This window comes from Asticcacaulis aquaticus (assembly GCF_028550415.1).
GTDB classification, from domain to species: Bacteria; Pseudomonadota; Alphaproteobacteria; order Caulobacterales; family Caulobacteraceae; genus Asticcacaulis; species Asticcacaulis aquaticus.
Window position 1 is genome coordinate 78,709 of the sequence record NZ_JAQQKX010000004.1, and the last position, 24,232, is coordinate 102,940.

The 24,232-nt window shown below is 61.8% G+C and carries 18 protein-coding genes and 1 tRNA gene; 7 read left to right on the forward strand and 12 right to left on the reverse strand.

The genetic code is table 11. The features are described 5' to 3' along the window. Positions 1 to 20: 20 nt before the first annotated feature. The 6 genes from dnaN to PQU92_RS06580 all read right to left on the reverse strand — a co-directional run bounded on the left by dnaN (position 21) and on the right by PQU92_RS06580 (position 8,200). The gene (dnaN, locus tag PQU92_RS06555; RefSeq protein ID WP_272747415.1) at positions 21 to 1,142 is read right to left on the reverse strand and encodes a DNA polymerase III subunit beta; all 1,122 of its coding nucleotides are present in this window, start codon (positions 1,140 to 1,142) and stop codon (positions 21 to 23) included. A gap of 179 nt (positions 1,143 to 1,321) precedes the next feature. Further along, a complete protein-coding gene (dnaA, locus tag PQU92_RS06560; RefSeq protein WP_272747416.1) occupies positions 1,322 to 2,764 on the reverse strand; it encodes a chromosomal replication initiator protein DnaA in 1,443 nt (480 codons plus the stop codon). Positions 2,765 to 3,395: 631 nt separating this feature from the next. Then, on the reverse strand, positions 3,396 to 3,671 hold the full coding sequence (rpsT, locus tag PQU92_RS06565) for a 30S ribosomal protein S20 (protein WP_272747417.1): 276 nt from the start codon (positions 3,669 to 3,671) through the stop codon (positions 3,396 to 3,398). 193 nt (positions 3,672 to 3,864) lie between these two features. After that, a complete protein-coding gene (gene mutM / locus PQU92_RS06570) occupies positions 3,865 to 4,743 on the reverse strand; it encodes a bifunctional DNA-formamidopyrimidine glycosylase/DNA-(apurinic or apyrimidinic site) lyase (RefSeq protein ID WP_272747418.1) in 879 nt (292 codons plus the stop codon). Positions 4,744 to 4,983: 240 nt separating this feature from the next. Further along, complete coding sequence (locus tag PQU92_RS06575) at positions 4,984 to 5,973, reverse strand: aldo/keto reductase (RefSeq protein WP_272747419.1); 990 nt, start codon at positions 5,971 to 5,973, stop codon at positions 4,984 to 4,986. Between the two features lie 223 nt (positions 5,974 to 6,196). Then, positions 6,197 to 8,200: a transglycosylase domain-containing protein gene (locus tag PQU92_RS06580; protein ID WP_272747420.1), complete on the reverse strand. Its 2,004-nt coding sequence runs from the start codon at positions 8,198 to 8,200 to the stop codon at positions 6,197 to 6,199. 298 nt (positions 8,201 to 8,498) lie between these two features. On the opposite strand from PQU92_RS06580, the gene PQU92_RS06585 reads away from it, so the two are divergent. The 3 genes from PQU92_RS06585 (at position 8,499) to PQU92_RS06595 (ending at position 12,374) form a co-directional block, all read left to right on the forward strand. Then, complete coding sequence (locus PQU92_RS06585) at positions 8,499 to 10,097, forward strand: RecQ family ATP-dependent DNA helicase (protein ID WP_272747421.1); 1,599 nt, start codon at positions 8,499 to 8,501, stop codon at positions 10,095 to 10,097. A 176-nt stretch (positions 10,098 to 10,273) separates the two neighbouring features. Then, a complete protein-coding gene (locus tag PQU92_RS06590; RefSeq protein WP_272747422.1) occupies positions 10,274 to 11,506 on the forward strand; it encodes a multidrug effflux MFS transporter in 1,233 nt (410 codons plus the stop codon). Continuing rightward, positions 11,493 to 12,374, forward strand: coding sequence for an EamA family transporter (locus tag PQU92_RS06595; protein ID WP_272747423.1), 882 nt, complete (start codon positions 11,493 to 11,495; stop codon positions 12,372 to 12,374). Before PQU92_RS06590 ends, PQU92_RS06595 begins: the two co-directional genes overlap by 14 nt. A 2-nt stretch (positions 12,375 to 12,376) precedes the next feature. Here the strand turns inward: PQU92_RS06595 and PQU92_RS06600 are convergent, their stop codons facing one another. Then, complete coding sequence (locus PQU92_RS06600) at positions 12,377 to 13,039, reverse strand: dienelactone hydrolase family protein (protein WP_272747424.1); 663 nt, start codon at positions 13,037 to 13,039, stop codon at positions 12,377 to 12,379. A gap of 158 nt (positions 13,040 to 13,197) precedes the next feature. Here PQU92_RS06600 and PQU92_RS06605 point away from each other — a divergent pair, with 158 nt between their 5' ends. Continuing rightward, positions 13,198 to 14,226: an aldo/keto reductase gene (locus tag PQU92_RS06605; protein ID WP_272747425.1), complete on the forward strand. Its 1,029-nt coding sequence runs from the start codon at positions 13,198 to 13,200 to the stop codon at positions 14,224 to 14,226. Between the two features lie 40 nt (positions 14,227 to 14,266). Here the strand turns inward: PQU92_RS06605 and PQU92_RS06610 are convergent, their stop codons facing one another. Then, positions 14,267 to 17,155, reverse strand: a complete 2,889-nt coding sequence (locus tag PQU92_RS06610; protein ID WP_272747426.1) for a M16 family metallopeptidase — start codon at positions 17,153 to 17,155, stop codon at positions 14,267 to 14,269. Between the two features lie 135 nt (positions 17,156 to 17,290). Between PQU92_RS06610 and PQU92_RS06615 the strand changes: the two genes are divergently transcribed. Beyond that, complete coding sequence (locus PQU92_RS06615; protein ID WP_272747427.1) at positions 17,291 to 19,342, forward strand: TonB-dependent receptor; 2,052 nt, start codon at positions 17,291 to 17,293, stop codon at positions 19,340 to 19,342. 8 nt (positions 19,343 to 19,350) lie between these two features. Here the strand turns inward: PQU92_RS06615 and PQU92_RS06620 are convergent, their stop codons facing one another. The 4 genes from PQU92_RS06620 to PQU92_RS06635 form a co-directional block, all read right to left on the reverse strand. Continuing rightward, positions 19,351 to 19,623 carry a GNAT family N-acetyltransferase gene (locus PQU92_RS06620; protein ID WP_272747428.1) on the reverse strand — a complete coding sequence of 91 codons (273 nt, stop codon included), beginning with the start codon at positions 19,621 to 19,623 and terminating at the stop codon, positions 19,351 to 19,353. 110 nt (positions 19,624 to 19,733) lie between these two features. Beyond that, positions 19,734 to 20,357, reverse strand: coding sequence for a DUF4142 domain-containing protein (locus PQU92_RS06625; RefSeq protein ID WP_272747429.1), 624 nt, complete (start codon positions 20,355 to 20,357; stop codon positions 19,734 to 19,736). Between the two features lie 209 nt (positions 20,358 to 20,566). After that, a tRNA-Ala gene (locus PQU92_RS06630) sits at positions 20,567 to 20,642 on the reverse strand. Positions 20,643 to 20,824: 182 nt separating this feature from the next. Beyond that, positions 20,825 to 21,313 carry a TIGR02300 family protein gene (locus tag PQU92_RS06635; RefSeq protein WP_272747430.1) on the reverse strand — a complete coding sequence of 163 codons (489 nt, stop codon included), beginning with the start codon at positions 21,311 to 21,313 and terminating at the stop codon, positions 20,825 to 20,827. Between the two features lie 181 nt (positions 21,314 to 21,494). Here PQU92_RS06635 and cmk point away from each other — a divergent pair, with 181 nt between their 5' ends. After that, positions 21,495 to 22,139, forward strand: coding sequence for a (d)CMP kinase (gene cmk / locus PQU92_RS06640; protein WP_272747431.1), 645 nt, complete (start codon positions 21,495 to 21,497; stop codon positions 22,137 to 22,139). A gap of 203 nt (positions 22,140 to 22,342) precedes the next feature. Continuing rightward, the gene (rpsA, locus tag PQU92_RS06645) at positions 22,343 to 24,031 is read left to right on the forward strand and encodes a 30S ribosomal protein S1 (protein ID WP_272747432.1); all 1,689 of its coding nucleotides are present in this window, start codon (positions 22,343 to 22,345) and stop codon (positions 24,029 to 24,031) included. Positions 24,032 to 24,232: the final 201 nt, after the last annotated feature.

The window sequence follows — 24,232 nt, forward strand, 5'->3', positions numbered from 1 at the left end:
ATATATCTTAAATCAGCAACCTACACCCGCAACGGCATCAGCACGTACTGGACGCCCTGATCGGCGGTATCGAGCACCAGCGTCGGCGAGGCCGCGTCGTTCAGGCGCAGTTCGACCTGCTCACCGGCGATCTGCCCCATCACATCAAGGATGTAGCGGGCGTTGAAGCCAATCTCCAGACTGTCGGAATCGTACTCGATCTCGGCCTCTTCGACGGCCTGACCGGCTTCGATATTGCGCACGGTCAGCGTCAGGCGGCCCGGCTCGATCGACATCTTCACCGAGCGGCTCTTTTCCGCTGAGATGGTCGATACACGGTCCACTGCGCGAGCCAGAACGCCGGTGTCGACCAGCATCGACTTGTCGTTGTTCTTGGGGATCACGCGACCATAGTCCGGGAAGGAACCGTCGATGATCTTCGACGTCAGGGACGCATTGCCCAGCGTAAAGCGAATCTTGGCCGGCGAAACGGTCATTTCGACATAGCCCGCGCCATCGTCGAGCAGGCGGCGGGCCTGATCGATCGTCTTGCGCGGGATGATGACACCGGCACCGCCGACCGAGCCGTCAGGGGCGGGCATTTCAGCGAGCGCGAGACGGTGACCGTCGGTCGCCACGGCGCGGAGATAGGCCGAGCCGTCTTCGGTGATGGTGTGCAGGAACAGGCCGTTCAGATAGTAGCGCGTCTCTTCGGTCGACACCGCAAAGCGCGTCTTGTCGATGAGGCGCTTTAAATCCTCTTTGAGGAGCGAATAGGTGACGCCTTCGTGGTCGCCCGACATGACCGGGAAGTCCCCGGCGGGGAGGACCGGCAGGGCGAAGCGCGAGCGCCCGGCCTGAACCGTCAGGCGCGGGTCTTCACCGGCCTGATAGCGCAGTTCGACGTCGGCGCCGTCAGGCAGCTTGCGCACGATTTCATAGAGGGTGTGGGCGGGGGCGGTGATCTGACCCGGCACCGAGACGATGGCCTCGGTGACATCGACAATTTCCATGTCGAGGTCGGTGGCCGAAAACGACACCTGCGACCCTTCAGCCGACAGCAGGACGTTCGACAGAATGGGGATGGTGTTCCGGCGTTCCACCACGTTCTGCACGTGGCCGAGGGCCTTCAAAAGCGCGCCACGTTCAATGATCAGCTGCATCTTAGCGTTCCAAATCGTAGATTGCCCGGAACCGTCTGAGGCGGTCCTGAGTGCAAAAGGCCGGAGCTTTTCGGCTCCGGCGCTTCGCAAGACCTTAAAGGTTTCTTAAGCGGCGTCAACCGCTTGTTGAGGTCGAAATCAGCCGCGCAGTTTGCGCGACTTCCCTTCGTTTTCGACGCTTAGCCTCGCAGCTTGCGCGTCAGGGCCTCGACGTCCTTCGCGATCTGTTCGTCCGATTGCAGCAGTTCCTCGATCTTCTTGACGGCGTGCAGCACGGTCGTGTGGTCGCGACCGCCGAAGCGGCGACCGATGTCCGGATAGGAACGGGTGGTGTTCTGCTTGCACAACCACATGGCCACCTGACGCGGGCGGGCGACGCTGCGCGTGCGACGTTCCGACAAAAGATCCGCCTGCTTGAGGGCGAAATGATCCGCCGTCAGCTTTTGAATCTCGTCGACCGTCACGCGGCGTTCCGCCGATACCTTCAGGTTGGGTTGCAGCAAGGCCATAGCTTCGTCCAAAGTCAAACTCCCCAGACGCGCACCGGCCGAAGCGGCCAGCGTATTCACGGCCCCTTCCAGCTCACGGATGGAGCCCGGTACGCGGTCTGCTAAAAATTGCAATACATCGTGGTGAGGCTTCTGGGCGGCGCCCAGTCGCATCGATAGCTGATCGAGCTTCCGCTCGACAATGCCCAGTCTCAGGCTTTGATCGGCGACGTCGAGGGCACAGACCAGTCCGGAAGACAGGTGCGACCTGAGACGCGCTTCGATTTCGTTGAGGTGCGACGGCGGGCGATCCGCCGTGAACACCACGCGCTTATTGGTTTCCAGAAGCGCGGTCAAGGTGTGGAACAGTTCTTCCTGCGACGAAGTCTTGCCGCCGATGAAGTGAACGTCGTCCACCAGCAGCAGATCGGCCCCGCGCAGCTCGTCCTTGAAGGCCGCCGTAGAGCGATCCTGGATCGCCTTGACGAAGGTCGAGGTGAACTTTTCCGCCGTCAGATAGACGATCTTGGCGTCCGGGCGGCGCGCCCGCGCCTCCCAGGCGATGGCGTTGAGCAGGTGGGTCTTGCCGTAGCCGTAAGGGCCATGGAAAAATACCGGATTGAAGTGCCCGTCGGCCCAGCTCGCCACCTGGCGCGACATGGTATAGGCGAATTCGTTGCCGCGGCCCGGCACGAAGGTGTCAAAGGTCAGGCGCTCCTGCAGACCGGCCACGCGGGCGGCGGCGTCCTGAAAATTGACCACGGGCGCAGCCGACGGCAGGACCGAGGGCGACGCCAGCGGGGCTACGGTTTCCGTCAATGTTTCTGGTGCGACCTGAACGATCTTCGCCTGATCGTCGAATTCGACGCGCGACTTGAGGTCGAGGCTGCGCGACTCCGGATCGATCTGCGACCACAGCTCGTTAGCCCTTTTCAGGGCATTGCGCGCGAACCAGTCGCGGGCATAGAGGGTCGGCGTGACCAGTACGGGGTCGCCCATAGGCCCCTGACGCAGGGCGGACGGTGCCACATAGGAATTATAAGGCCCCTCACCGAGTTCATGCCGGAGGGTGGACGCCACTTTAGACCATACCGTTTCAGGCAGGATCGGTGACCAGCTGTTTATGCCTGGCATGTTATTAAAGTCCCGATCATATTCCCCAACTCATACACATGAGACGGACCGTTTCCCCGCATTTGCCAAAGGTTTTATACCCTTCGCTGCGAAAGACCGGCCCTGCCCGGTTACGCTTACTTTGTATGCGCCGGACCGTCCTGAACAACGGTTTCCGACCCGTCCCGCGCCGCTTTGCACCACCGCCGCAACCTTCCCTTAAGTCAACAAAAACAAAGGCTTCGGCAACAGTGCAGCGTCTGGCGTCCGGCCTTGCCTGACGCCACCATTTCATCCGTGTTGGGATGGAAGGGTGAGATGGGTTCACCTTAACTTTCCCGGCGGTCAGGTCAACGAGGATATTTACTCACAGGAGCGAATCTTTTGGTTGACTCTGATAACCTCTTCCCCGGCAAGGAGAAATTTATTAACCGCCTTTCCTGCGTCTTTTTGACATACGGGTAGAAAAAATTGACGCAGAAAAATACGCTCCGCCACGAAGAAGCAGAGACGCAAGAGGATAACAAAGCCGGGAAAAAACAAGGGGCCGGACACGATCGAACGATCCGGACCCCTCATCTTTTTAGGAAGAGGCCTTGCTCCGCCGCCGGATAAATCTCAGGCGCGGCGGCACAGGCCTCCGGAAGCGGTGTTAGGCAGCCGCCGCGTCGAGCTTCTTGAGCGCGGCAGCCAGACGCGACACCTTGCGCGCGCCGGTATTCTTGTGGACCACGCCCTTGGTGACGGCGCGCATCAGTTCGGACTGAGCCTCGACGAAGGCGGTCTTGGCGACGGCGGCATCGCCGGCAGCCAGAGCTTCTTCGAACTTGCGAACGAAGGTACGGACGCGCGAACGACGCGCCTTGTTGACTTCGGTACGGCGGGCGATCTTGCGGATCGCTTTCTTGGCGCCGGGATTGTTAGCCATTCATCACCTCGGTGAGATAAGTTAAGGGAGCCGCGGCGCCAGCCATCTGAGCGGGCCACGACGCGAATTTCAAGGGGGCGGGATATAACCGATGGGCAAAGGCAGGTCAACGCTTGTCAGCGAAGATTCATCCACAGTGCGGACTTTTTTCGCCGTCGGACCTGTGGGCGGCTTTGTATAACCGGGATTCCCATCATATCTGGCACACCGGGCAATAAAAAGTCGAACGACCAGAATGGGTTTTGCGATCGATCACGCCGTCGCAGCCGTCGCGCAGGCACGGCTGTCCCTTGCGGTCATAGACACGGAACCGGTGCTGGAAATAGCCCAGTTCGCCCGAGGCGGAAGCGAAATCGCTGATCGAGGAGCCGCCCGCCGCCACGGCCTCTTCCAGCACGGCCCGGATCGCCAGTGTCAGTTCGGCGGCATTTGCATGGCTCAGCGAAGGCCCCGGACGATCCGGCGACAGGCGCGCCCGCCACAGAGCCTCGCACACATATATATTGCCAAGCCCCGCGATCAGGGTCTGGTCCATCAGAAGCGTCTTGAGATTCGGCCTGCGCGCCGTCAGAGTCTCATAGAGCCAGTCGCCGTTGAGCGCATCCGAGAGCGGCTCGATACCCAGCCCTTTGTACCAGCCCTGCGCATAAAGCTCGTCGGGCCGGAGCAGCAACATGAAGCCGAACCGACGCGGGTCGTAGAAATCGATCAGGCGCGTCCGGTCGTCCTTTTCCGCCAGCACCTGAACGTGCAGGTGCTTCGGATCGGGGCGGACGGCATGATAGTAGTTGCCATCGAGCGGCACGGTGCCGCCATCGAGGTCGGTGACCTGAAAGCGCCCGGTCATGCCGAGATGCGTGACCCAGATGTCCTGCGTATCGAGGTGAAAGAGCAGGTACTTGGCCCGCCGTTCCAGCCGCAGCACGGTCGCGCCTTCAAGGCGTTCGGCAAAGCGGTCAGGGAAGGCGTAGCGCAGGTTCGGACGATGCACCTTCATGCCGGACAGTCGCGCGCCGTCCAACGCAGGCTCAAGGCCACGGCGGACCGTTTCGACTTCGGGCAGTTCGGGCAAGAGAGTCTCCGTGCGCGATCGAGCGCGTTACAAGACTCATTTATTAGCCACGAAAAACACGAAAAGCACTAAAAAAGCAGGTCAAATCTGCTGCGCGCAGCGCTTTAAATATGTGCGGCTTAAATATTATCAGAGCGCTTCGCGCGATGGACCAACGCAATGGATTTTTAGTGCTTTTCGTGTTTTTCGTGGTCAAAACCTTACGATAGGAACCACCTGGCACAGTCTTTTCAGGCTAGCTTACGCCGCGCGGATGACCGAACGTCGCTGGCGCAGGCGCGGATCGTCGCTCAGATCGGCGTGCCACAGGGACGCATTCAGCGCGATCTCGTCCTCGATAGCAAAGGCCTGCCAGGCGAGGTCGGGCTTGTCGCGGTCAGAGGCGGCGATCACAGCGCGCAGTTCCGCCGCCGACGTCACCCCGACGATAACCGACGAGACGCCTTTCAGGTGCATCGCATAGCTCAGCGCCGCATGCAGCGGGTCCGTGCCGGTCTCCAGCAGGTGGCGCTTGATGCGCGACAATTGCGGGCCGATGGCCTGAAGATTGGACGGCAGGGCTTCGCGCGGCGTGAACAGCAGGCCCTGCAGAAACACCGAGCGCACCTGCACCTCGATCCCCATCTCCGCCAGCGCTTCCAGCGCGCCGTCGCGCACCAGACGCTGATCGAGGATCGAGGCCGGGACCTGAATGAGGTCGGGCTTGAAGCGCTTGGCCAGGGCGACCGGCTGGTCTTCATAACGGGCAGAAATGCCGATGCGGGCGAACACGCCGTCGGCCTTCAGCTTTTCCATGCGCGCCCACAGGGCATCGCCCAGCGGCCCCATCAGGTCTTCGGCGCAATCGACTATGCCGACGGCGGCGCGCGCCAGCCCCATATGATCGACCGAGCGCTTCAGACGCGACTCGATCCAGTCGAGGCCCTTTTCGGCCCGGACGGTACGGATCTGCGGCTTGAACGGTGACGGAAACGGCCAGCAACGCCCCAGAATGCGCTCGACATCGCCTTCATAGGGCGCGACATCGATGGCTTTCAGGCCGCATTGGGCCGCATATTGCAGGATCTGACGGACCTCGTCCTCGGTCACCCGGCCGCGCGTATTGGAGATGCCGTAGTCGCAGCCGAACTGCGCCGAGCCCAGACCTAAAGACGCCTTTTGGGACGCGCGCGCGGACACCGGCGTCGCCGCCGGCTGTGTCGCTGAGCCTGTCTCCAGAAGGGTGTCCAATGCCGTTTCCCGCGAGGTGGCGAGGACCGGAAAGTCCTTACCCAAACCTTAATGATTCCAAGGGGCTAAAGCCCCGATACGGACTCATATGTCGGCAAACTGTTAAACAACCTCTGAAGATTTAAACGGCCCTGCGACAAATTTGCAAAATTCACAAACCATCCACAGGCAGATAGTTAATGAGGTATTACAACACCTTAACACGACCTTAACAAGACGCGGGCTATCGGGATTGCCGCTGCGCTTCCTCGAACACGTCATCGATGTTTTTCGGCGGCGCCGCTTCCTCTTTCTTGGGTTCGGGCGTCGGCTCGACGATGATATTCGGCGCTTCGGCGCTGGCCTCGCTGTTGAGCAGGTCGTCGACCGCGCTGGACGCCGTTTCATTAAGCCCGCCGCCCGGCCCCGCAGGAATCGGGCTGACTTTGATCCGCGTCAGGGCCTTGCTCATGAATTCGCGCCAGATCGCCGCCGGCGTACCGCCGCCCGTGACCTTGGCCATCTGCGTATTGTTGTCGCGACCGACCCACACCGCGGTGACGAAGCCGCCCGTATAGCCGACGAACCAGGCGTCGCGGTAATCCGAGGTCGTACCGGTCTTGCCCGCAATATCGAATTGCGACAGGCGCACGCCGGACCCGGTGCCCGACCGGACGACTTCGCGCATCATGATGTTCATATAGTCGAGCGCCGGATTGTTGATGACCTGCACGCGGTTATCGTTGGCGCCCATATTGCTCTGGAACAGCACCTTGCCGGCCGCCGTGCGGATGCGCACGATGCCGTGCGCCTTGGCCTTGTAGCCGCCGTTGGAGAAGGGGACATAGGCCTGCGCCATCTCGATCGGCGTCACGTCGGCGGTCCCCAGCGCCATGGCCGGATCGGTATTGATCTTGGACTCGATACCCAGACGACGCGCCGTCGAAGCGACGTTGGAACGCCCTACATCGTTGGCCAGACGCGCGGCGACCGTATTGACCGACTGCGCCAGGGCCGTGGTCAGGGTGATATTGCCGAGATACTTCTTGGTATAGTTTTCCGGCTTCCAGTCGCCGATGGAGAACTCCTCGTCCACGACCGGCGAAATCGGCGTATAGTTTCCGCTTTCCATGGCCGTCAGATAGACGAATGGCTTGAACGCTGAACCCGCCTGACGTTTGGCTTCGACGGCGCGGTTGAACTGGCTGTCGGTATAGGACACCCCGCCGATCATGGCGCGGATACGCCCTTCGCCGTCGACCGCGACCAGCGCTGCCTGTTCGACCTTCTTCTTGGCGTCGCGCGCCATCATCGCCTTGACCGCGCGTTCGGCGTCGGTCTGGATCGGCAGGTCGAGCGTGGTCTCCACGATCAGATCGTCGCTGATCTTGCTGAGGTCGATCATCGACCCCAGTTCGCCATCCAGCCAGTCGACGAAATACTGCGCGTGTTCGGTGGCCAGCGTCCGGGTGACCTTGACGCCGGTCTTGAACACCTCGTCGCGTTGCGCGACCGTAATGACCTTGGCATCGACCATTTCGTTGAGCACGATCTGGGTCCGTTTGCGCGCGCGCTCCTGATCCGACAGGGGCGAATAGCGCGACGGGCCCTTCATCATACCGGCCAGCATCGCCGATTCCCCGATGGTCAGGTCCTTGGCGGGTTTGTTGAAATAGCGCTGCGCCGCCGCCTCGATACCGTAAGCGCCCGCACCGAAATAGACGCGGTTGAGATAGAGGGCCAGGATTTCCTTCTTGCTGAATTTCACCTCGAGCCACACGGCGAGGATAAGCTCTTGAATCTTGCGCTTGATGTTCTGGTCGGCGGACAGAAACAGGTTACGCGCCAGCTGCTGGGTAATGGTCGAGCCCCCGGCGAGATTACCGCCCTTCTTCGTCGCGTTGCGCACCAGGGCGCGGCCCATACCGATCGGATCGAAGCCGAAATGGTGATAGAAACGGCGGTCCTCAATGGCGATGAACGCGGCGGGCACGTAATCGGGCAGGTCGTCGATCTTGACCGGCGGTGCAAACTGCGAGCCCCGCACGGCGATCAGCGCGCCGGAGCGGTCCAGATAGGTGATCGAAGGCGTGCGATCGGTCTTGTACAGCGACGACGTGTCGGGCAGGTCGATAGCGAACACGGCGATGAAACCCACCGCGAAGATGAGCGCCCAGACGCAGATGACCGTAGTCCAATAGATGAGAGCCTTCACGGGCGGACGCTTCATGTTAAAGCTGAGAGCCATTCATTATCCCCATCGCATCGGCAAAACCGTTATGTTCCGCCGCCACGTCATGCAAACACTTGGTTAAGGATATATCAAAGCCCCGCCGTCGCACCCAGAGTTTTGTGCGCGAGGTTCGATTTTCCCTGACCCGCGACTCAAAAGCGCCGCGTTTCAAGGGCATCCATAAAAGTGTCCAGCGGTTTTCGGCATAAGATGCGCGCCAACCAAGATGTCCGTCCCCGTCGTTCGTTCTGACGGTTAATTTCGTCAAAATTATGCTTGAACCCTGCCCCCCGAAGCAGCCTATAGGATGTTCATGCTTCTCGACCACCCTAACGACTCGAATGGATATGCCGACCCCGGCGTGTCCGGCCCTGCGCTGAAGCGGGTCGAGGCGGCGCGCGAAACCCTGCAAAAGGTCTTTGGCTACGACGATTTCCGTGGTCAGCAGGCGCGCGTCATCGCGGCGATCCTGAATGGCGACGACGTCCTGACCATCCTGCCGACGGGCGGCGGCAAGAGCCTGTGCTATCAGATTCCCGCTCTGATGCGCCCCGGTTTCGGGCTGGTCATTTCGCCGCTGATCGCCCTGATGAGCGATCAGGTGCAGGCGCTCAAGGCCCGCGGCGTGCGCGCCGAACGCCTCGATTCTTCGGTGTCGATGAACGAACGGATGCAGTTGTGGGACGCCTGCCGCGACGGTGAGATCGACCTGCTCTATATGTCGCCCGAAGCCCTGAACCAGAGTTTCGTCCTCGACAAGCTGTCGCGTCTGCCGGTCAATCTGGTCGCCATCGACGAAGCGCACTGCGTGTCGCATTGGGGCCACGACTTCCGCCCGGAATACCGCGCTCTGGGTCAGCTCAAAGGCCTGTTCCGCGACGTGCCGACGCTCGCCCTGACCGCCACCGCCGACCTGCATACGCGCCGCGACATCAAAAAGGCCCTACATATCGAGGATGCGGTCGAGATCATCGACAGCTTCGACCGCCCGAACCTCAGTCTGCGCCTGATGAAGCGCACCGGCAGCGCCCAGAAGATGATCCTCGACATGTTGCGGCGGCAGAAAAACGCCTCGGGCATCATCTATTCCGGCTCACGCGATGGGGCGGAAAAGCTGGCGCGTCTGCTGTCTTCCGAAGGCTACAAGGCCGACGCCTATCACGCCGGGCTGGCGCCAAAACTGCGCGAAGACCGGCTGAAGGATTTCCTCGCCGACCGCACCAAGATCATGGTCGCCACCATTGCCTTCGGCATGGGCATCAACAAACCTGATGTGCGTTTCGTCATCCACGCCGATCCGCCCTCGTCGCTGGAGGCCTACTGGCAGGAGGTCGGCCGCGCGGGCCGCGACGGCAAACCGGCGTCGGGCGTCTGCCTCTATAGTTCGACCGATCTCGGCTGGAGCTTGCGGCGTCTGGGGATGCGCGAAAGCGAAACCGGCGCGGACCTGAGCATCCAGAAGCAGAAGGCCCTCGATTTCTTCCAGTTCGTGCACAATCCCGACTGCCGCCGCAAGGGCGTGCGCCGCTATTTCGGCGAAGCCGCAGGCGAGAACTGCGGCACCTGCGACAACTGTCTGAGCCGCACGCGCCCCGTCGATGCGCGCGAAGCCGCCTCCATTCTGACTTCGGCCCTGCACCGGCTCAACGGGCCACGGGGGCGCAAGAAACTCATCGAGCACGTATTGGGCAAGAACCCGCAGGATTACGGCGCGCGCCAGACGACCTTCGGCATTGCAGCTCAAAAAGGCTACAAGGCCGATTTCCTCGCCGACGTGCTGGACTACTGTCAGGCGCTGGGACTGATCGCCGAGGAAATGTACGACGGCAAGATGCCGATCGTAGCCATTGGCGACCCGGAACAGGTGCGGGCCATGTGGCGGGGCGAGATCGATATCAACGTCCGACCCTGAGTTTCGTTAGAGTGGTTACATTTGTTGACCATCGTACCGCTGACAGAACTTGACCTCAGGGCGCGCTACCCACATCTAGCCTTTCATTCTTATCTTGACGCGCATTTTAATCCGAAACGAAGTTCGGCGAAGCCAAAATTTTTCGGAATGCGCTCGAAACCTTTGTGTGTGTCCTAATGTCTGCGCCCGATGCCGTGCCTAATCCGCCGAAAAATCCGTTCCTCGTCATTTTCACCTTAGGGGCGCTGTCGACGATCAGCCCCTTCGCGATCGACATGTACCTGCCCGCCTTCGGTCAGATCGCCAAGGAATACGGCACCACCACGGCCCATGTCGGTTTGTCGCTGTCGACCTATTTCGCGGGCATGGCGCTGGGGCCGTTGTTCTACGGTCCCCTGCTCGACCGCTTCGGGCGCAAGCCGCCGCTGTTGTTCGGGCTTGGACTGTTCGTCGCAACCTCGCTCGGCTGCATCGTCTCGCCCAATATCGAGACCCTGATCTGGCTGAGACTGTTTCAGGCGCTCGGCGGCTGCGTCGCCTCGGTCGCGGCCATGGCGCTGGTGCGCGACCTCTTCCCGCCGAAAGACACCGCCAAGATCATCTCGCTGATCATCCTGACCATTGGCGTGTCGCCGCTTTTGGCCCCCACCATCGGCGGGGTCGTCGCCGCGACGCTCGGCTGGCACTGGGTGTTTGCGTTTCTGGCCGCGATCGTCGCCCTGATCCTGACCCTGGCCATGGTGCTGCTGCCCGCCGGCAAGCCCGCCGATACCTCGGTGTCGCTGGCCCCGTGGCCGATCATCAAAACCTTTGCCGGGATTTACCGCAATCGGACCTTCGTCACCTACCTGTTCGCAGGCGGATTCAGCTTCTGCACCCTGTTCATCTATGTCTCGGGCTCGCCGGTCATCTTCATGGATATCTTCCACCTTAAGCCCGAAACCTATGGCCTGATCTTCGCGCTTCTCAGCGTCGGCTTTATCGGATCGAGCCAGGTCAATGTCTTCGTCAACCGCTATTTCCCGTCGAAGCAGATCCTGCGCGTCGCCCTGACGGTACAGTGCGTCATCGCCGTCCTTTTCGTTATCGGCGCGTGGCTGAATGTCTTCAACGTCTATGGCACGGTGGCGATGATCTTCCTGCTCCTGTCGTGCATCGGCTTCATCGGCCCGAACTCTTCGGCCACCGCCCTGTCGAGCCTGACGCGCGATATCGGTTCCGGTTCGGCCCTGATGAGCTTTACCCAGATCGGGCTGGCCACCATAGTCTCGGCGGTGGTGTCGAACCTGCACGCCACGACTATGACGCCGATCGTCGCGGTTATGGCGGTGTGCGCCCTGATCGGGCTGGGCATTCTGATGTTCGGCCAGCCAAAATCCGCGACCGCAACGACCGATGCCGCGTCATAACGCCCTGCCGGTCGTCTCGGTCCTCAGCCTGCTGGTCGCCATGGCCTCGGTGCAGATCGGCGCGACCTTTGCCAAACACCTGTTCAGCGATGTGGGCCCCATGGCCACCGTCGCCCTGAGGCAGGGATTCGCCGCGATCATCCTGCTCGCCGTCTTCAGACCGTGGCGCGAAGGCCTGTGGCCGACCGGGTGCCGCTGGCGGACACTGGCCCTCTACGGCATCGTGCTCGGCGTGATGAATCTCGTCTTCTATGCGGCCATCGCTCGTATCCCGCTCGGCATCGCCGTGGCCATCGAGTTCATCGGCCCGCTGGCCGTCGCGTTGATGGGGTCACGTCAGAAGCTGGATTTCGTCTGGATTTCCCTGGCCATTGCCGGTCTGTGGACGCTGCTACCGCAGGGCGACGCCGCGCACCTTGATCCGCTGGGGGTCCTCTTCGCCCTGATCGCCGGTGTCTGCTGGGGCGCCTATATTTTGCTGGGTCAGAAGGTGGGTTCTCAGATGCCCGGCGGCGTGGCGGTCAGCCTCGGCATCGTCATTTCGTGCGTCCTGACCGTACCCGTCGGCCTCGGCACGGCCACAGCCGCCCTGTTTACGTGGCCGATTTTACTGATGGGTCTGGGCGTCGCGCTTTTGTCCGGTGCGATACCGTTTACCATCGAAATGTTCGCGCTGAAGCAAATCCCGGCCAAGACCTTCGGCATCCTGATGAGCCTTGAGCCCGCCGTTGCCGCTCTTTCCGGTCTCGTTTTGCTACACGAGTTTCTGACCGGGCGTCAGTGGCTGGCCATCGCCCTGATCATCGCCGCGTCGGCAGGGGCGACCCTGATGGTGCGCAAGCCAGCTGCCACGCCCGATCCCGCCTAAACCTACAGATTATCACCGAGGAAATCGATCATCCGCTCCCAGGCCAGTTCCGCTGCCCCGGCATCATAAACCTCGGGCCGTGTCTTGTTGAAGAAGGCATGGTCGGCATCGTAGCTGTACAGCTCCGGGTGGCGGCCCGCCGCCCGCATGTCGGACTCGATCTTCGCCACGACTTCCGGAGTGACCCAGTCGTCCTTCTTGCCGAAGTGGCCCTGAAACGGGATGGTGATATTGGCCGGGCTGGCGAATGCCTTGGGCGGCACGCCGTAAAAACAGACCGCCGCCGAAAAACCGTCCAGAAGCGCCGCCGACGCGATGGTCAAGGCTCCGCCCATGCAGAAGCCCATGACGGCCACCGTCTGGTTAATACCCTTCAGGTACGTCAGAGCCGCGGCGATATCCTCATGCACCGCGCCGGGAAAATCGAGACCGTTCATCAGGTGGCTGGCCTCGTCGGCATCTTTCGTCACCCGGCCGTGAAACAGATCCGGCGCCAGCGCGTTGAAGCCGTCGGCATCGAACCGATCGACGATCGACTTGATATGATCATTGAGGCCCCACCATTCCTGAAGTACGATGACACTGGGGCGCGCCGGATCGATCCCGGACAGATAGGCGGACAGAGAACCCCCATCGGGGCGGGTGATGTCGATCATCTGGCCCATAGTCTAATCCTCGGAAACTTTTTGCTTTTATGCGGTGCAATATCCCCTACCATAAAATCATTCCGCCCCCGCTGTAAACCCGCTTGATGGGCCCTATATGGTTTAAGGTTACGCAAAAGGTTGCACTGCAACAGATTGACGCCGTTAAGGAGATTTCCATGCAATACAGACAGTTGGGCCGCTCCGGTCTGAAAGTACCGGTTCTGAGCTTCGGCACGGGCACCTTCGGCGGCCAGGGCGACATGTTTTCCAAGTGGGGCGCGACCGATGTGCGTGAAGCCACGCGACTGGTCGATGTCTGCCTTGAGCACGGCGTCAATTTCTTCGACACCGCCGACGTCTATTCGCGCGGCGTCTCCGAGGAAATCCTCGGCGCGGCGATCAAGGGCCGTCGCAACGACGTGCTGATCTCGACCAAGACGACCTTCACCATGGGCAGCGGGCCGAACGATAAAGGTTCGTCGCGCTATCATATCCTGAGGTCGGTCGAGAGCAGCCTGAAACGCCTCGGCACCGACCATATCGACGTCTATTTCATGCACGGTTTCGACGCCCTGACCCCGGTCGAAGAGGTATTATCGACGCTCGACACCCTGATCACCTCGGGCAAGGTGCGCTATATCGGGGCGTCGAACTTCTCCGGCTGGCATCTGATGAAGTCGCTGGCCACATCCGACCGGCTGGGCCTCAGTCGCTACGTTGCCTATCAGGGTTATTACTCGCTCATCGGGCGCGAATATGAATGGGAACTGATGCCGCTGGCGCTGGATCAGGGCGTCGGCACCATGGTCTGGTCGCCGCTCGGCTGGGGTCGCCTGACCGGCAAGATTCGCCGCGATCAGCCCGCCACTGACGGCCGCATTGCGCAAGGCGGCGAAGGCGGCGGCCCGCCGGTCGATAATGAACGTCTTTATAACGTGGTCGATGTGCTGGCGGAGCTGGCCGAAGAGACCGGCAAGACCATCCCGCAGGTGGCGCTCAACTGGCTGCTGCAACGCCCCGGCATTGCCAATATCGTCGTCGGGGCGCGCAATGAAGACCAGCTTATCGCCAATCTCGGCGCTGTCGGATGGGACCTGACGCCGGAACAGGTGGCGCGACTGGACGCGGTCAGCCGTGTACAGCCGATCTACCCTTACTGGCACCAGATGGGCTTCGACCGGAACCCCAAACCAACGGTGTGGTGATGAGTTCATTATACCTCCCCAGCGAGTTGGGGAGGTATATTCACTCCTTTAGACACACCGGCACCGGCGGTTCCGTCTGACCGTCTTTTTCCGGTAATATGCTGAACCGCTGCATCCGCTCCGGTGTCAGATATTTTTGCGCCGTCGCCTGCAATTCCGCCGGCGTGATGGCATAGTACTGCTTCGCCACCCCGACCTCGTAATCCCAGCGCGGCGAGCCGTACAGCCCCGGCAGGACGCGCAGCCATTCGCCGTGCGTCTTGAAATTGTCGTTCAGTCGTTCGGTCATCGGGACGCGGATCTTTTCCAGTTCGGCATAGCCGACCGGTCGCTCGCGCAGGTCCCGCGCGGTGTCCATCAGGATACGGACGAACAGGTCGTCCTTGTCCGGATTGATCTCGGCCTGCGCTGAAATATAGCCGTAGCCCCTGAACACCATCGAGCCGTAGTGCCCCGCCGACGCGCCATAGGTCGCCCCCTGACGCTCGCGCACCTCTTCGTTCAGCCGGTCGCCCAATATGGCGGACAACAGTTCCAGCCGTCGTGTTTCCCGAAGATCGGACACGGCATCGGTGGTCGGGAAAACGACAAAGGCAATGGCCTGATCGGCGCGCCCTTCGTGGAACAGGCGGTAGCTGTGCGCCGTCTGCGGCAGGCTCAGGCGCTCACCGCCGGGCGCGAACACCGGCGCCCCGGGCACCGGCGGCAGGGTGGCGAAGGTGCGTTCCATCATGGCCAGGGCCGCGGATTCGCTGAGGTCGCCCACCACCGTCACCTCTATCGGTACATTATTCACCGTCCGCCGCACCATGCCTGTTACATCGGCAGGTTTCAGATCGCGCACCTCACCGGCATCGGGCAGGTCGTAGCGGTGATCGCCGCAGCTCAGCATGGGCAGGACGAAGGACCCCAGAACCGCATCCGGCGTCGCGCGCAACCCTTTTTCCAGATAGGTCAGGTTGCCGCGCGTGTTTTCAAAGGCGTCCACGCGGTCGCCCGGATCGGTCAGCCACGCCATCATCAGTTGCATCTGATAGGGGAAGCCCGCCTTGTCGGTATCGCCGCTCAGGAAGGCGGCTTCTTCGTCCAGATCGTAGCCGAGCCCATAGGCCTTGCCGCTCAGGGCCCGGGCGATACCGTCGGCGCTCAGCTTGCCCAGACCCCATGACAGCGGATCGTAGATCCACGCCCGGTACAACGGATCGGGGCCATCCGGCGAAAACAGGCGCGTGCCGCCCTCGAAGCGTACACTGACCACGACCCGGTTCTTTTCCAGCGCCGACGCCTTGAAATTGAGCACCGTCCCGTTGGGATAGGTGTAGCGGCTATAGCCCAGCGGGCGGATGGCCGTTTTACTCAAGTGGCGCACCGGCTTGCCGAAATCGGTATAGGGCCAGCTGGCGGCCTGAGCGTCGGTGACCGCGATCACCGCCTGCCCGTCGGCGGCCTCAAAGGCGGCCCGGAGTGCCGCCTCGTCGAAACTGCCGCGTTCCGACCCCTGACGACCGATCAGCGGGCCGTCGCCGCTGAACAGATAGGCGATCTGGGCATTGACCCCCGCCACGGTAAAGGCCGGTTTCAGCTCTTTCCACAGGTCGATGAACTGCTGCGGCGACATATAGACGTCGTCGTGATCGACATAGTCGAGCAGCCCGGACGCCAGGTCGACATTGTTCGGCGTCTTGCGCCCCAGAAGGTCGCGTTCATTGGCGGCTTCGAAGCGGATCAGGGCCTCGGCCAGCTCGCTTTCGGTAATGCCATGGGTGCGGAACTGATTGATCCGCCGCACGATGTCGCTCAGGGCTTCGGGAGACTGACCGAACTTCGGCACCACCGTCACCGTCGTCTGATTGGCGGTCAGGCGCTCGTTGTCGTAGCCGACCTCTGCCCCCAGCCACGGCGACCCCGCCGCCCGCGCCCCTTCGGACAGGCGATGATTGAAGATGTCGACCGCCAGCGCCTTGAGCAACCCCACCCGTCGCGTCGCCTTGGCGTCCGGCAGGTCGATCCATGGGCGGAACCAGCTCAGGGACAATTGCTCCGGCAGGCCCTTCTCGGCATGGACAAAGGTGCGCAGCCCCTTGTTCTGATAGGTCCCCAGCGGCGGAGGGGCCGGTGCCGGACCCACTGGCTGCCAGTCGTTGAACACCGTGGCGATCTTCTTTTCCATGGCGTCGAAGTTGAACTTGCCCACCACGATCAGGGTGGCGCGCGAGGGCCGGTAATAGGCATGATAGAAAGCAAGAAGATCGTCGCGCGAGGCTCTGGCGATGACCTCGGCCCGGCCGATGGGCCAGCGTTCGGCGTAGGTCAGACCGGCAAAGGCCGCCCGATCCCAGGCCTGAGAAGCCCGGCTGTCCGGCGTCGCCCGCTCGCGTTCCTCGGCGGCGATCACCCCGCGCTCGCGATCGATGGCGGCGGTATCGAAGGTCAGGTTCGACGCCGTCTCGCGAAATATGAACAGACCGGTCTGTACCAGCTTGTCGCTCCACCCCGGCAGGTCCAGCACGTATTCGGTCGTTTCGAAATGCGTAAAGGCATTGGCGTCGGACCCGTAATCGACGCCATTCTGCGCCAGCACCCGCACTAACTCTCCTTCGCCGATCGCCTTCGATCCCTTGAAGGCCATGTGCTCGACGAAGTGCGCCAGCCCCTCCTGCCCCTCGCGCTCATCGATCGATCCGGCGCGGATGCGAAAACGCATCGATATGCCCTGCGCCGGGGCGTTCGACCGATACAGCACATAGGTCATGCCATTGGGCAGGCGTCCGAAACGCGCGTCCGGATCGGGCTTGAGGTCGCTGTGCTCGTGCGGCCAAATTATCTGCTTGGGGGCGACGGTGCCGAAATCGCGGGCGTGACCACCGACCGGCATTAGCGCCAGCCATAGCGCCAGACCTGCCGCAAAGGCTTTTATAAACTGGCGCACCCGGCCCTCGTTCTCAACAAATTTCATATTGAAGGCTAATCAAGCGGCGGAGGAAAGACAAGTGGACGTTGAACCTGTATCTAAACCGTGACGCATGCCGGATACGGAAATTCGCCGCATGCGCCAGGAGCCTTCATGACCCGTGTTACCCCCGTTCTCGCCGCCCCTGTTCTCGCCTTTTTGGGCCTGCTGGTTCCGGTGTCCGGCACCCGTGCCGAAGAGGTGACCGAGGTCGTGGTGCGCGGCCGACTGATGCCTTTTCGCGGGGATACGGCCTTTTCCGGCGTCACTCTGCGTCAGACCGATATCGAGGCCGCCGGTTCGCTTGACGACGCCCTGAAGACCACAGCGCAGGCCTCGCTGTTTCGCCGCACCTCCAGCCTCACCGCCAATCCGACGGGGCAGGGTCTGTCGCTCCGGGCCATAGCCCCGTCGGGCGCCGGACGTGCGCTGGTCACGCTTGACGGCATACCGCAGAACGATCCGTTCGGGGGCTGGGTCATCTGGGCCGCCCTGCCGAGCGACGCCATCGACCATGTCCGCGTGGTACGCGGGGCGGGCGGCGGGGCCTATGGGGCCGGGGCCCTGACCGGCGTGGTCGACCTCGGCCTGTCGCCGCCGAAAGGCCGCCATGTCGCCGGTCAGGTCGATATCGGCGAGAGCGGCAGTAACGGCTTGAGCCTGACGGCAGAGCACGACGGTCTGAGCCTCTATTACACGCAGGCGACTCGCTACGGCGACGCAGCCGTGCGCGACCCTCAGCGCGGGGCGGCGGATCAGGGCGTCTATGGCAAGGACCGGTCGTTGCTGACCCGCTATGAGACCGCGCTGGCGGCAGGTATCCTGACTCTGCTCGCCGGGCAGTACGAAAGTCGTCGCGATACCGGCCTCAGCGGCGCGACGGCGGTGTCGAGCGGCCAACAGCTGGCGGCATCGCTTACCCGGCAACCCGACGGGGATCGCACGGGGTTCCGGCTTCAGGCCTGGTATCGCGACTCCGACCTCGCCAACCGCTCGGTGTCGGTGCTGAGCGGGCGTACCGGCACGGCACTGGCCAACGACCAGATCGCTACTCCGGCCAAAGGCTATGGCGTGAATGCCGCCCTGCGTCACGACGATGCGGCGCGCGAATGGGAAATCGGTATCGATGCGCGCCTCAATCGCGGCGAGGTCCGTGAATATTTCCGCTATGTGTCGGGACTCGCGACACGCTACCGCGTGGCGGGCGGCGAAACGCAGTTGATCGGACTGTATGCGCAGGGAACGCAGAACTTCGGGCCCTGGCGCCTGACGGGTGCGATACGCGCCGATCATTGGCAGGCCACCGATGCCTTCCGGCAGGAACGCGACCTGACGACCGGGACCAGCGTCTTCGACCTGCGGCCGCAGGATGCCGACAGGACCGTCGTGTCCAGCCGTCTGGGCCTGACGCGTCAGATGGACGGACGCCATCAATGGCGCGTGGCGGCCTATACCGGCTTTCGTCCGCCGTCACTGAACGAGCTTTATCGCCCCTTTCGCGTCGGCAACGACGTCACCGAGGCCAACAGCGCCCTGACGCCGGAAACGCTGAAAGGGATCGAAACGGGCTGGCGCTACGACGGCGGTTCGCTCTCGCTTGACGCCGGGCTGTTTCACAACGTCCTGAGCGACCCCATCAGCAATATTACCCTCGGGTTCGGCCCGGCCACCTTTCCCACAGCGGGCTTCATCCCGGTGGGCGGCGTCCTGCGCCAGAGACAGAACGCCGGAGACATCCGGGCGATAGGGCTTGAGCTGTCCGCCACATGGCGGCCCGCCCCCGCCCTGACGCTCGACGCCTCGGCGACCCTCACCGACGCCAAGATGCACGGCAGCGATTCTACGTTGACAGGAAAACGCCCGGCTCAGGCACCGGACTACATCGCCAGTCTGGGCCTGACCTATCGGTTCCGGGACACGTCCGGTCTCGGCCTCGACTGGGTGTTTACGGGTGAAAGCTTCGAAGACGACCTGAACCGGCAGCGCCTGCGTCCGGCGGATAAGTTGCGCGTGCGGATCGACAGGCCGGTCACCGATCGCCTCATGCTCCGTCTGACCGTGGATAATGCGCTGGACGCGGACATTCCGGTTCAGCGCACGGCAGACGACATTCTCAGTTACGATAACCGCCGCAGCCTGTGGGTCTCGATCAGATATCGGCCTTAGTTCGCTACCTACGCCAGCAATTCGCGTCCCGCGGGCGACCGTTGCAGCCAGGCGGCGGCGTAACCGCAGATCGGACGGATTTTCCGGCCCTGCTCTTTGATGATCTCAACCAGCCCGCGCATCAGCTCACCCGCCGCGCCGGTCCCCCGTAGTTCCGGCGGCGCATAGACGTAATCGATGAACACGACCTCGCCCTGTATATGATAGTCGGCATAGGCGACGTGCCCTTCCCGGGTCAGTTCGAATCGATCCGCGGACGTGTTATCGGTAACCTGAGCCATTGGCGTTTCCCTCTTTATATGCCCTCTCCTCATCTATGTAAGACGAATTGCATAAAAAAACAGGAGGTATTGCGCAGAATACCTCCCTGAATAAAAAAGCCTAAAGCCGGTTATTTCGCTGCGTCGACCGCGCTGATCGCCTGTTCCGAAGAGGTCAGGGTCGGCAGGGATTGGGTGGCGAAGGTCTTGACCGCCGCATCGGTGCCTGTGGCCGCATAGGCCTCGAACAACTCGACCGCCTCGGTCCGGTTGTGGGCGCTGACCTCCATATAGCGGCTGTCGAATTCAGGCCCCTTGGTGACATCCAGTTCGGCCAGGGTACGACGTTGCGCATCGGTCCAGGTCTGCTGAAAATTCATGTCGGCTTCCGACGACTGCACCGCCGCGATCATACCTTCGCGCACCTTCATGTGCGAATCGAGGCTTTGCTGGGCCAGAACCCTGATCTTCGGGTCCGTCGCCTTGTCGAGCGCCATCTGGCTCAGGGCGATTTCGAACTCATTGGCCTGATAGGCTTTTTCGACGAAGGCTTTCGGGCTGAGACCGGCAGCATCGGTCGCCACATCGGTGGCATCGGGCGCGCTCAGCACAGGCGTTTCAGCAGGCACATCCACCGGCGGCGCCTGTTCGGGCGGAGGTGTCTGGGCCGGAACAGAGGTCTGCTGCGCCAGGGCGGGCGCCGCGGAGATCAACGTCGCTAAACTTAAACCGTAGGCAAGGGTTTTGAAGGACATGGTCCACACTCTGAGGTGACGATCAAACGATCTTGTGGTCCTCAGTCTGTCGCGGACGGGATAAGTATGCTTTCCCGAAGACCGGCCCGAAGATAAAAATGTTGTATATTTGCAACGGCGGCTTTTTTCAGGCCATTTCAAGGCAAACCTTGCGGTCGAGCGGGTGAAACGACCATTAAAAAAGCCGCCCCGAAGGACGGCTTTTTTAATGGTGGAGCATAGCGGAGTCGAACCGCTGACCTCTTGCATGCCATGCAAGCGCTCTACCAGCTGAGCTAATGCCCCATCTTTAAGATGGCCCCGAAGGCGTCTCCGCCGTCGAGGTGGCGACTTCTAGGGCAAGGCATTTTGACTTGCAAGCCCTTTTTATGAAGTTTTTCGAGTTTTTCACAGGCCCGTGAACGGAGGAATAAAAAAGGCCGCGAAACAAATGCTTCGCGGCCTTTTGCGTTATCTCTGATACCCGATCAGATATCGTCTTCGTTGTCTTCGCCGGGCAGACCGTCGATTTCTTCATCGAAGGCGTCGTCGTCTTCGTCCTCAAGGAACGGCACGTCGTCGGCGTCGTCATCGCCCAGATCGGCGTCTTCGATATCCATGTCGACGCTGTCGGCATTGCCGCCCACGCGCGCCGGATCGGCCGGATCGAGGTCTTCGTCTTCGTCCATCAGGACCGGATCGTCGGCCACGACTTCGTCGATTTCGGGCGCGGTGATTTCCGGCTCGTCTTCGTCCTCGTCGTCACCGGTCTTATCCTTGACCTGATCTTCCATCTCGTCCTGATCGTACTCGTCCTTCTCGATCGGACGGGCGCGGGTGCGGCGCGTGCGCAGCGCTTCTTCAGGGTCGAACTCGTTGGCACACTTGGGGCAGTGCGCCGGACGCTTGTTCAGGTCGTAGAACTTTGCCGTGCAGTTGGGGCAAATCTGTTTGGTGCCTAAGGCGGGATCAGCCACGGATCGTCCTCATCAAAAAATACATATGTGACGGCTCCCTTGCCACCAGATTGCCCGCCTGTCAAAACCCCTTTTACATATTTATGGCGAATTCGCCGTTTCGCACCGCCGCGCTCAGGTCCGATTCCCCGAAGGCAATAAGCGCTTGCCGCCCTCAGGCCAGTCATTATATGTCCACGCCATGACTCACAAACCGCTCCTCATCGCCTTCGACGGACCCGCCGCCTCCGGCAAGGGTACGCTGGCCGCCGTCATCGCCCGGGACCACGGCCTGCCTATGCTCGACACCGGCCTGATCTATCGCGCGGTCGGCTTCCTGCGCGCCCAGAAAGGCCTGACCCTGCACGATGTCGACGCCCTGGCCGAGCTGGCGCTCACACTCGACCTGTCGGTTCTGGACAATCCGGCCCTGCGCGGGCGCGAGGCGGGTGAGTGGGCCTCTCAGGTCGCCGCCATCCCCGAGGTGCGCGCCGCGCTCAAGCAGTTTCAGGTCGATTTCGCCCATCAGCCGTCCGGCGCCGTCCTCGACGGTCGCGATATCGGCACGGTCATCGCCCCGCATGCCCCGGTGAAAATCTTCGTCACCGCCGCCCCCGAGGTGCGCGCCAGACGCCGCTGGCTGCAACTGGTCAAGGACGATCCCGCCCTGACCTTCGAGGCGGTTCTGGACGACATCCGCCTCAGGGACGAGCGCGATTCCTCGCGCGCCTCGGCGCCATTGGAAATGGCCGAAGATGCGGTCTTGCTTGATACCACCGATTTGGGTATAGAGGCGGCCATCGAGCTTGCGCGAAACATCGTGAAAGACCGCCGTGACGCCGCTTAGGCGTTAAATCTAACCGGCGCGCTTCAACAGATCAGGGATCACGGTCTTCGCTTTACAGTCTGTACTGGCAGGACTCTGCTTTACAAATACCCATCCCAAATCCAAAGTCGCCTGTCGCTGGCCGAAGTCCGCTCGCGTCTGTCCCTGTCCGGACGCCGCCCTTCATCCCGCCCGCCGCACGCGCCAACCGAAACTGAGAATTTATGAGCGATTACAACCCTTCGCGTGACGATTTCGCCGCGCTTCTCGACGAATCCCTGCACGGCCGCGAAATGCTCGAAGGCCAGGTGGTGCACGGCCTCGTCGTCGGCATCGAAAAGGATTTCGCGATCGTCGACGTCGGTCTGAAGACCGAAGGCCGCATCAGCCTGAAGGAATTCGGTTCGGAAGCCGCCAACATCAAGGCCGGCGACACCGTCGAAGTCTATCTGGAACGCGTCGAAAACGCCATGGGCGAAGCGGTCATCAGCCGTGAGAAGGCCCGCCGCGAAGAAGCCTGGACCCGCCTTGAAGTCATCTTCAACAAGGGCGAGCCGGTCATGGGCACCATCGTCGGCCGCGTCAAGGGCGGCTTCACCGTCGATATGGACGGCGCTTCGGGCTTCCTGCCCGGCTCGCAGGTCGATATCCGTCCGGTCCGCGACATCGCGCCCCTCATGGGCAAGGAACAACCCTTCGCCATCCTCAAGATGGATCGTCCACGCGGCAATATCGTCGTGTCGCGTCGCGCCATCCTCGAAGAAGCCCGTGCCGAACAGCGCACCGAGCTGGTCGGTCAGCTGGCCGAAGGCGAAATCCGTGACGGCGTCGTCAAGAACATCACCGACTACGGTGCGTTCGTTGACCTCGGCGGCATCGACGGCCTGCTGCACGTCACCGACATGTCGTGGAAGCGCGTTTCGCATCCGTCGCAGGTCCTCAACGTCGGCGACAGCGTCCGTGTCCAGATTATCAAGATCAACCCGGACACGCAGCGCATCTCGCTCGGCATGAAGCAGCTGCAGTCGGATCCGTGGGACGGTGTCGAAGCCAAGTACCCGGTCGGCGGCAAGTTCTCGGGTCGCATCACCAACATCACTGACTACGGCGCGTTCGTCGAGCTGGAGTCGGGCGTTGAAGGCCTCGTCCACGTGTCGGAAATGTCGTGGACCAAGAAGAACGTCCATCCGGGCAAGATCGTATCGACCTCGCAGGAAGTCGATGTGGTCGTCCTCGAAGTGGACGCCGGCAAGCGCCGCGTTTCGCTGGGCCTGAAGCAAGCCCAGAACAACCCGTGGGACGACTTCCTGGCCAAGCACCCGATCGGTTCGACCATCGAAGGCGAAGTCAAGAACGCCACCGAGTTCGGTCTGTTCGTCGGCTTCGAAAACGAAATCGACGGCATGGTCCACCTGTCGGACCTCGACTGGAACGTCGCGGGCGAAGAAGCCATCGCCAAGTACAAGAAGGGCGACATCGTCAAGACCAAGGTCCTCGACGTCGACGTCGAGAAGGAACGCATCTCGCTGGGCATCAAGCAGCTCGGCGGCGATCCGATGACCGGCGACACCTTCAAGAAGGGTCAGAACGTCACCGTCACCGTCACCGAAGTCACCTCGGGCGGTATCGAAGTGAAGTTCGGTGAAGACGACGCGCCTATGTCGACCTTCATCCGCAAGTCCGACCTGTCGCGCGACCGTAACGAGCAGCGCGTCGAGCGTTTCGCCGTCGGCGACCGTATCGACGCCCAGATCACCAACGTCGACAAGGCCGCCCGCAAGGTGTCCGTCTCGATCAAGGCTCTGGAAATGGCCTCGGAAAAGGAAGCCATCGAACAGTACGGCTCGCAGGACTCCGGCGCTTCGCTGGGTGACATCCTGGGCGCCGCCCTGCGTGGCCAAACCAAGGAATAGCAGGGTCAAAACCCTGCACCCTTAACGGGGAGCAGGGATTACAACCTGATATCCAATTAAAGCTCCTGTGTTGACGGCTTTTCGCAAAGTCTGAAACACAGGGGCTTTTTTTGTGCCCCGCAACAGATACCGGTGGCAATAGCGCCCCTCCCGACAGGGGTCATGGGAAAATTTACCGTGGCGCGGTGTTAATTTTTTCAA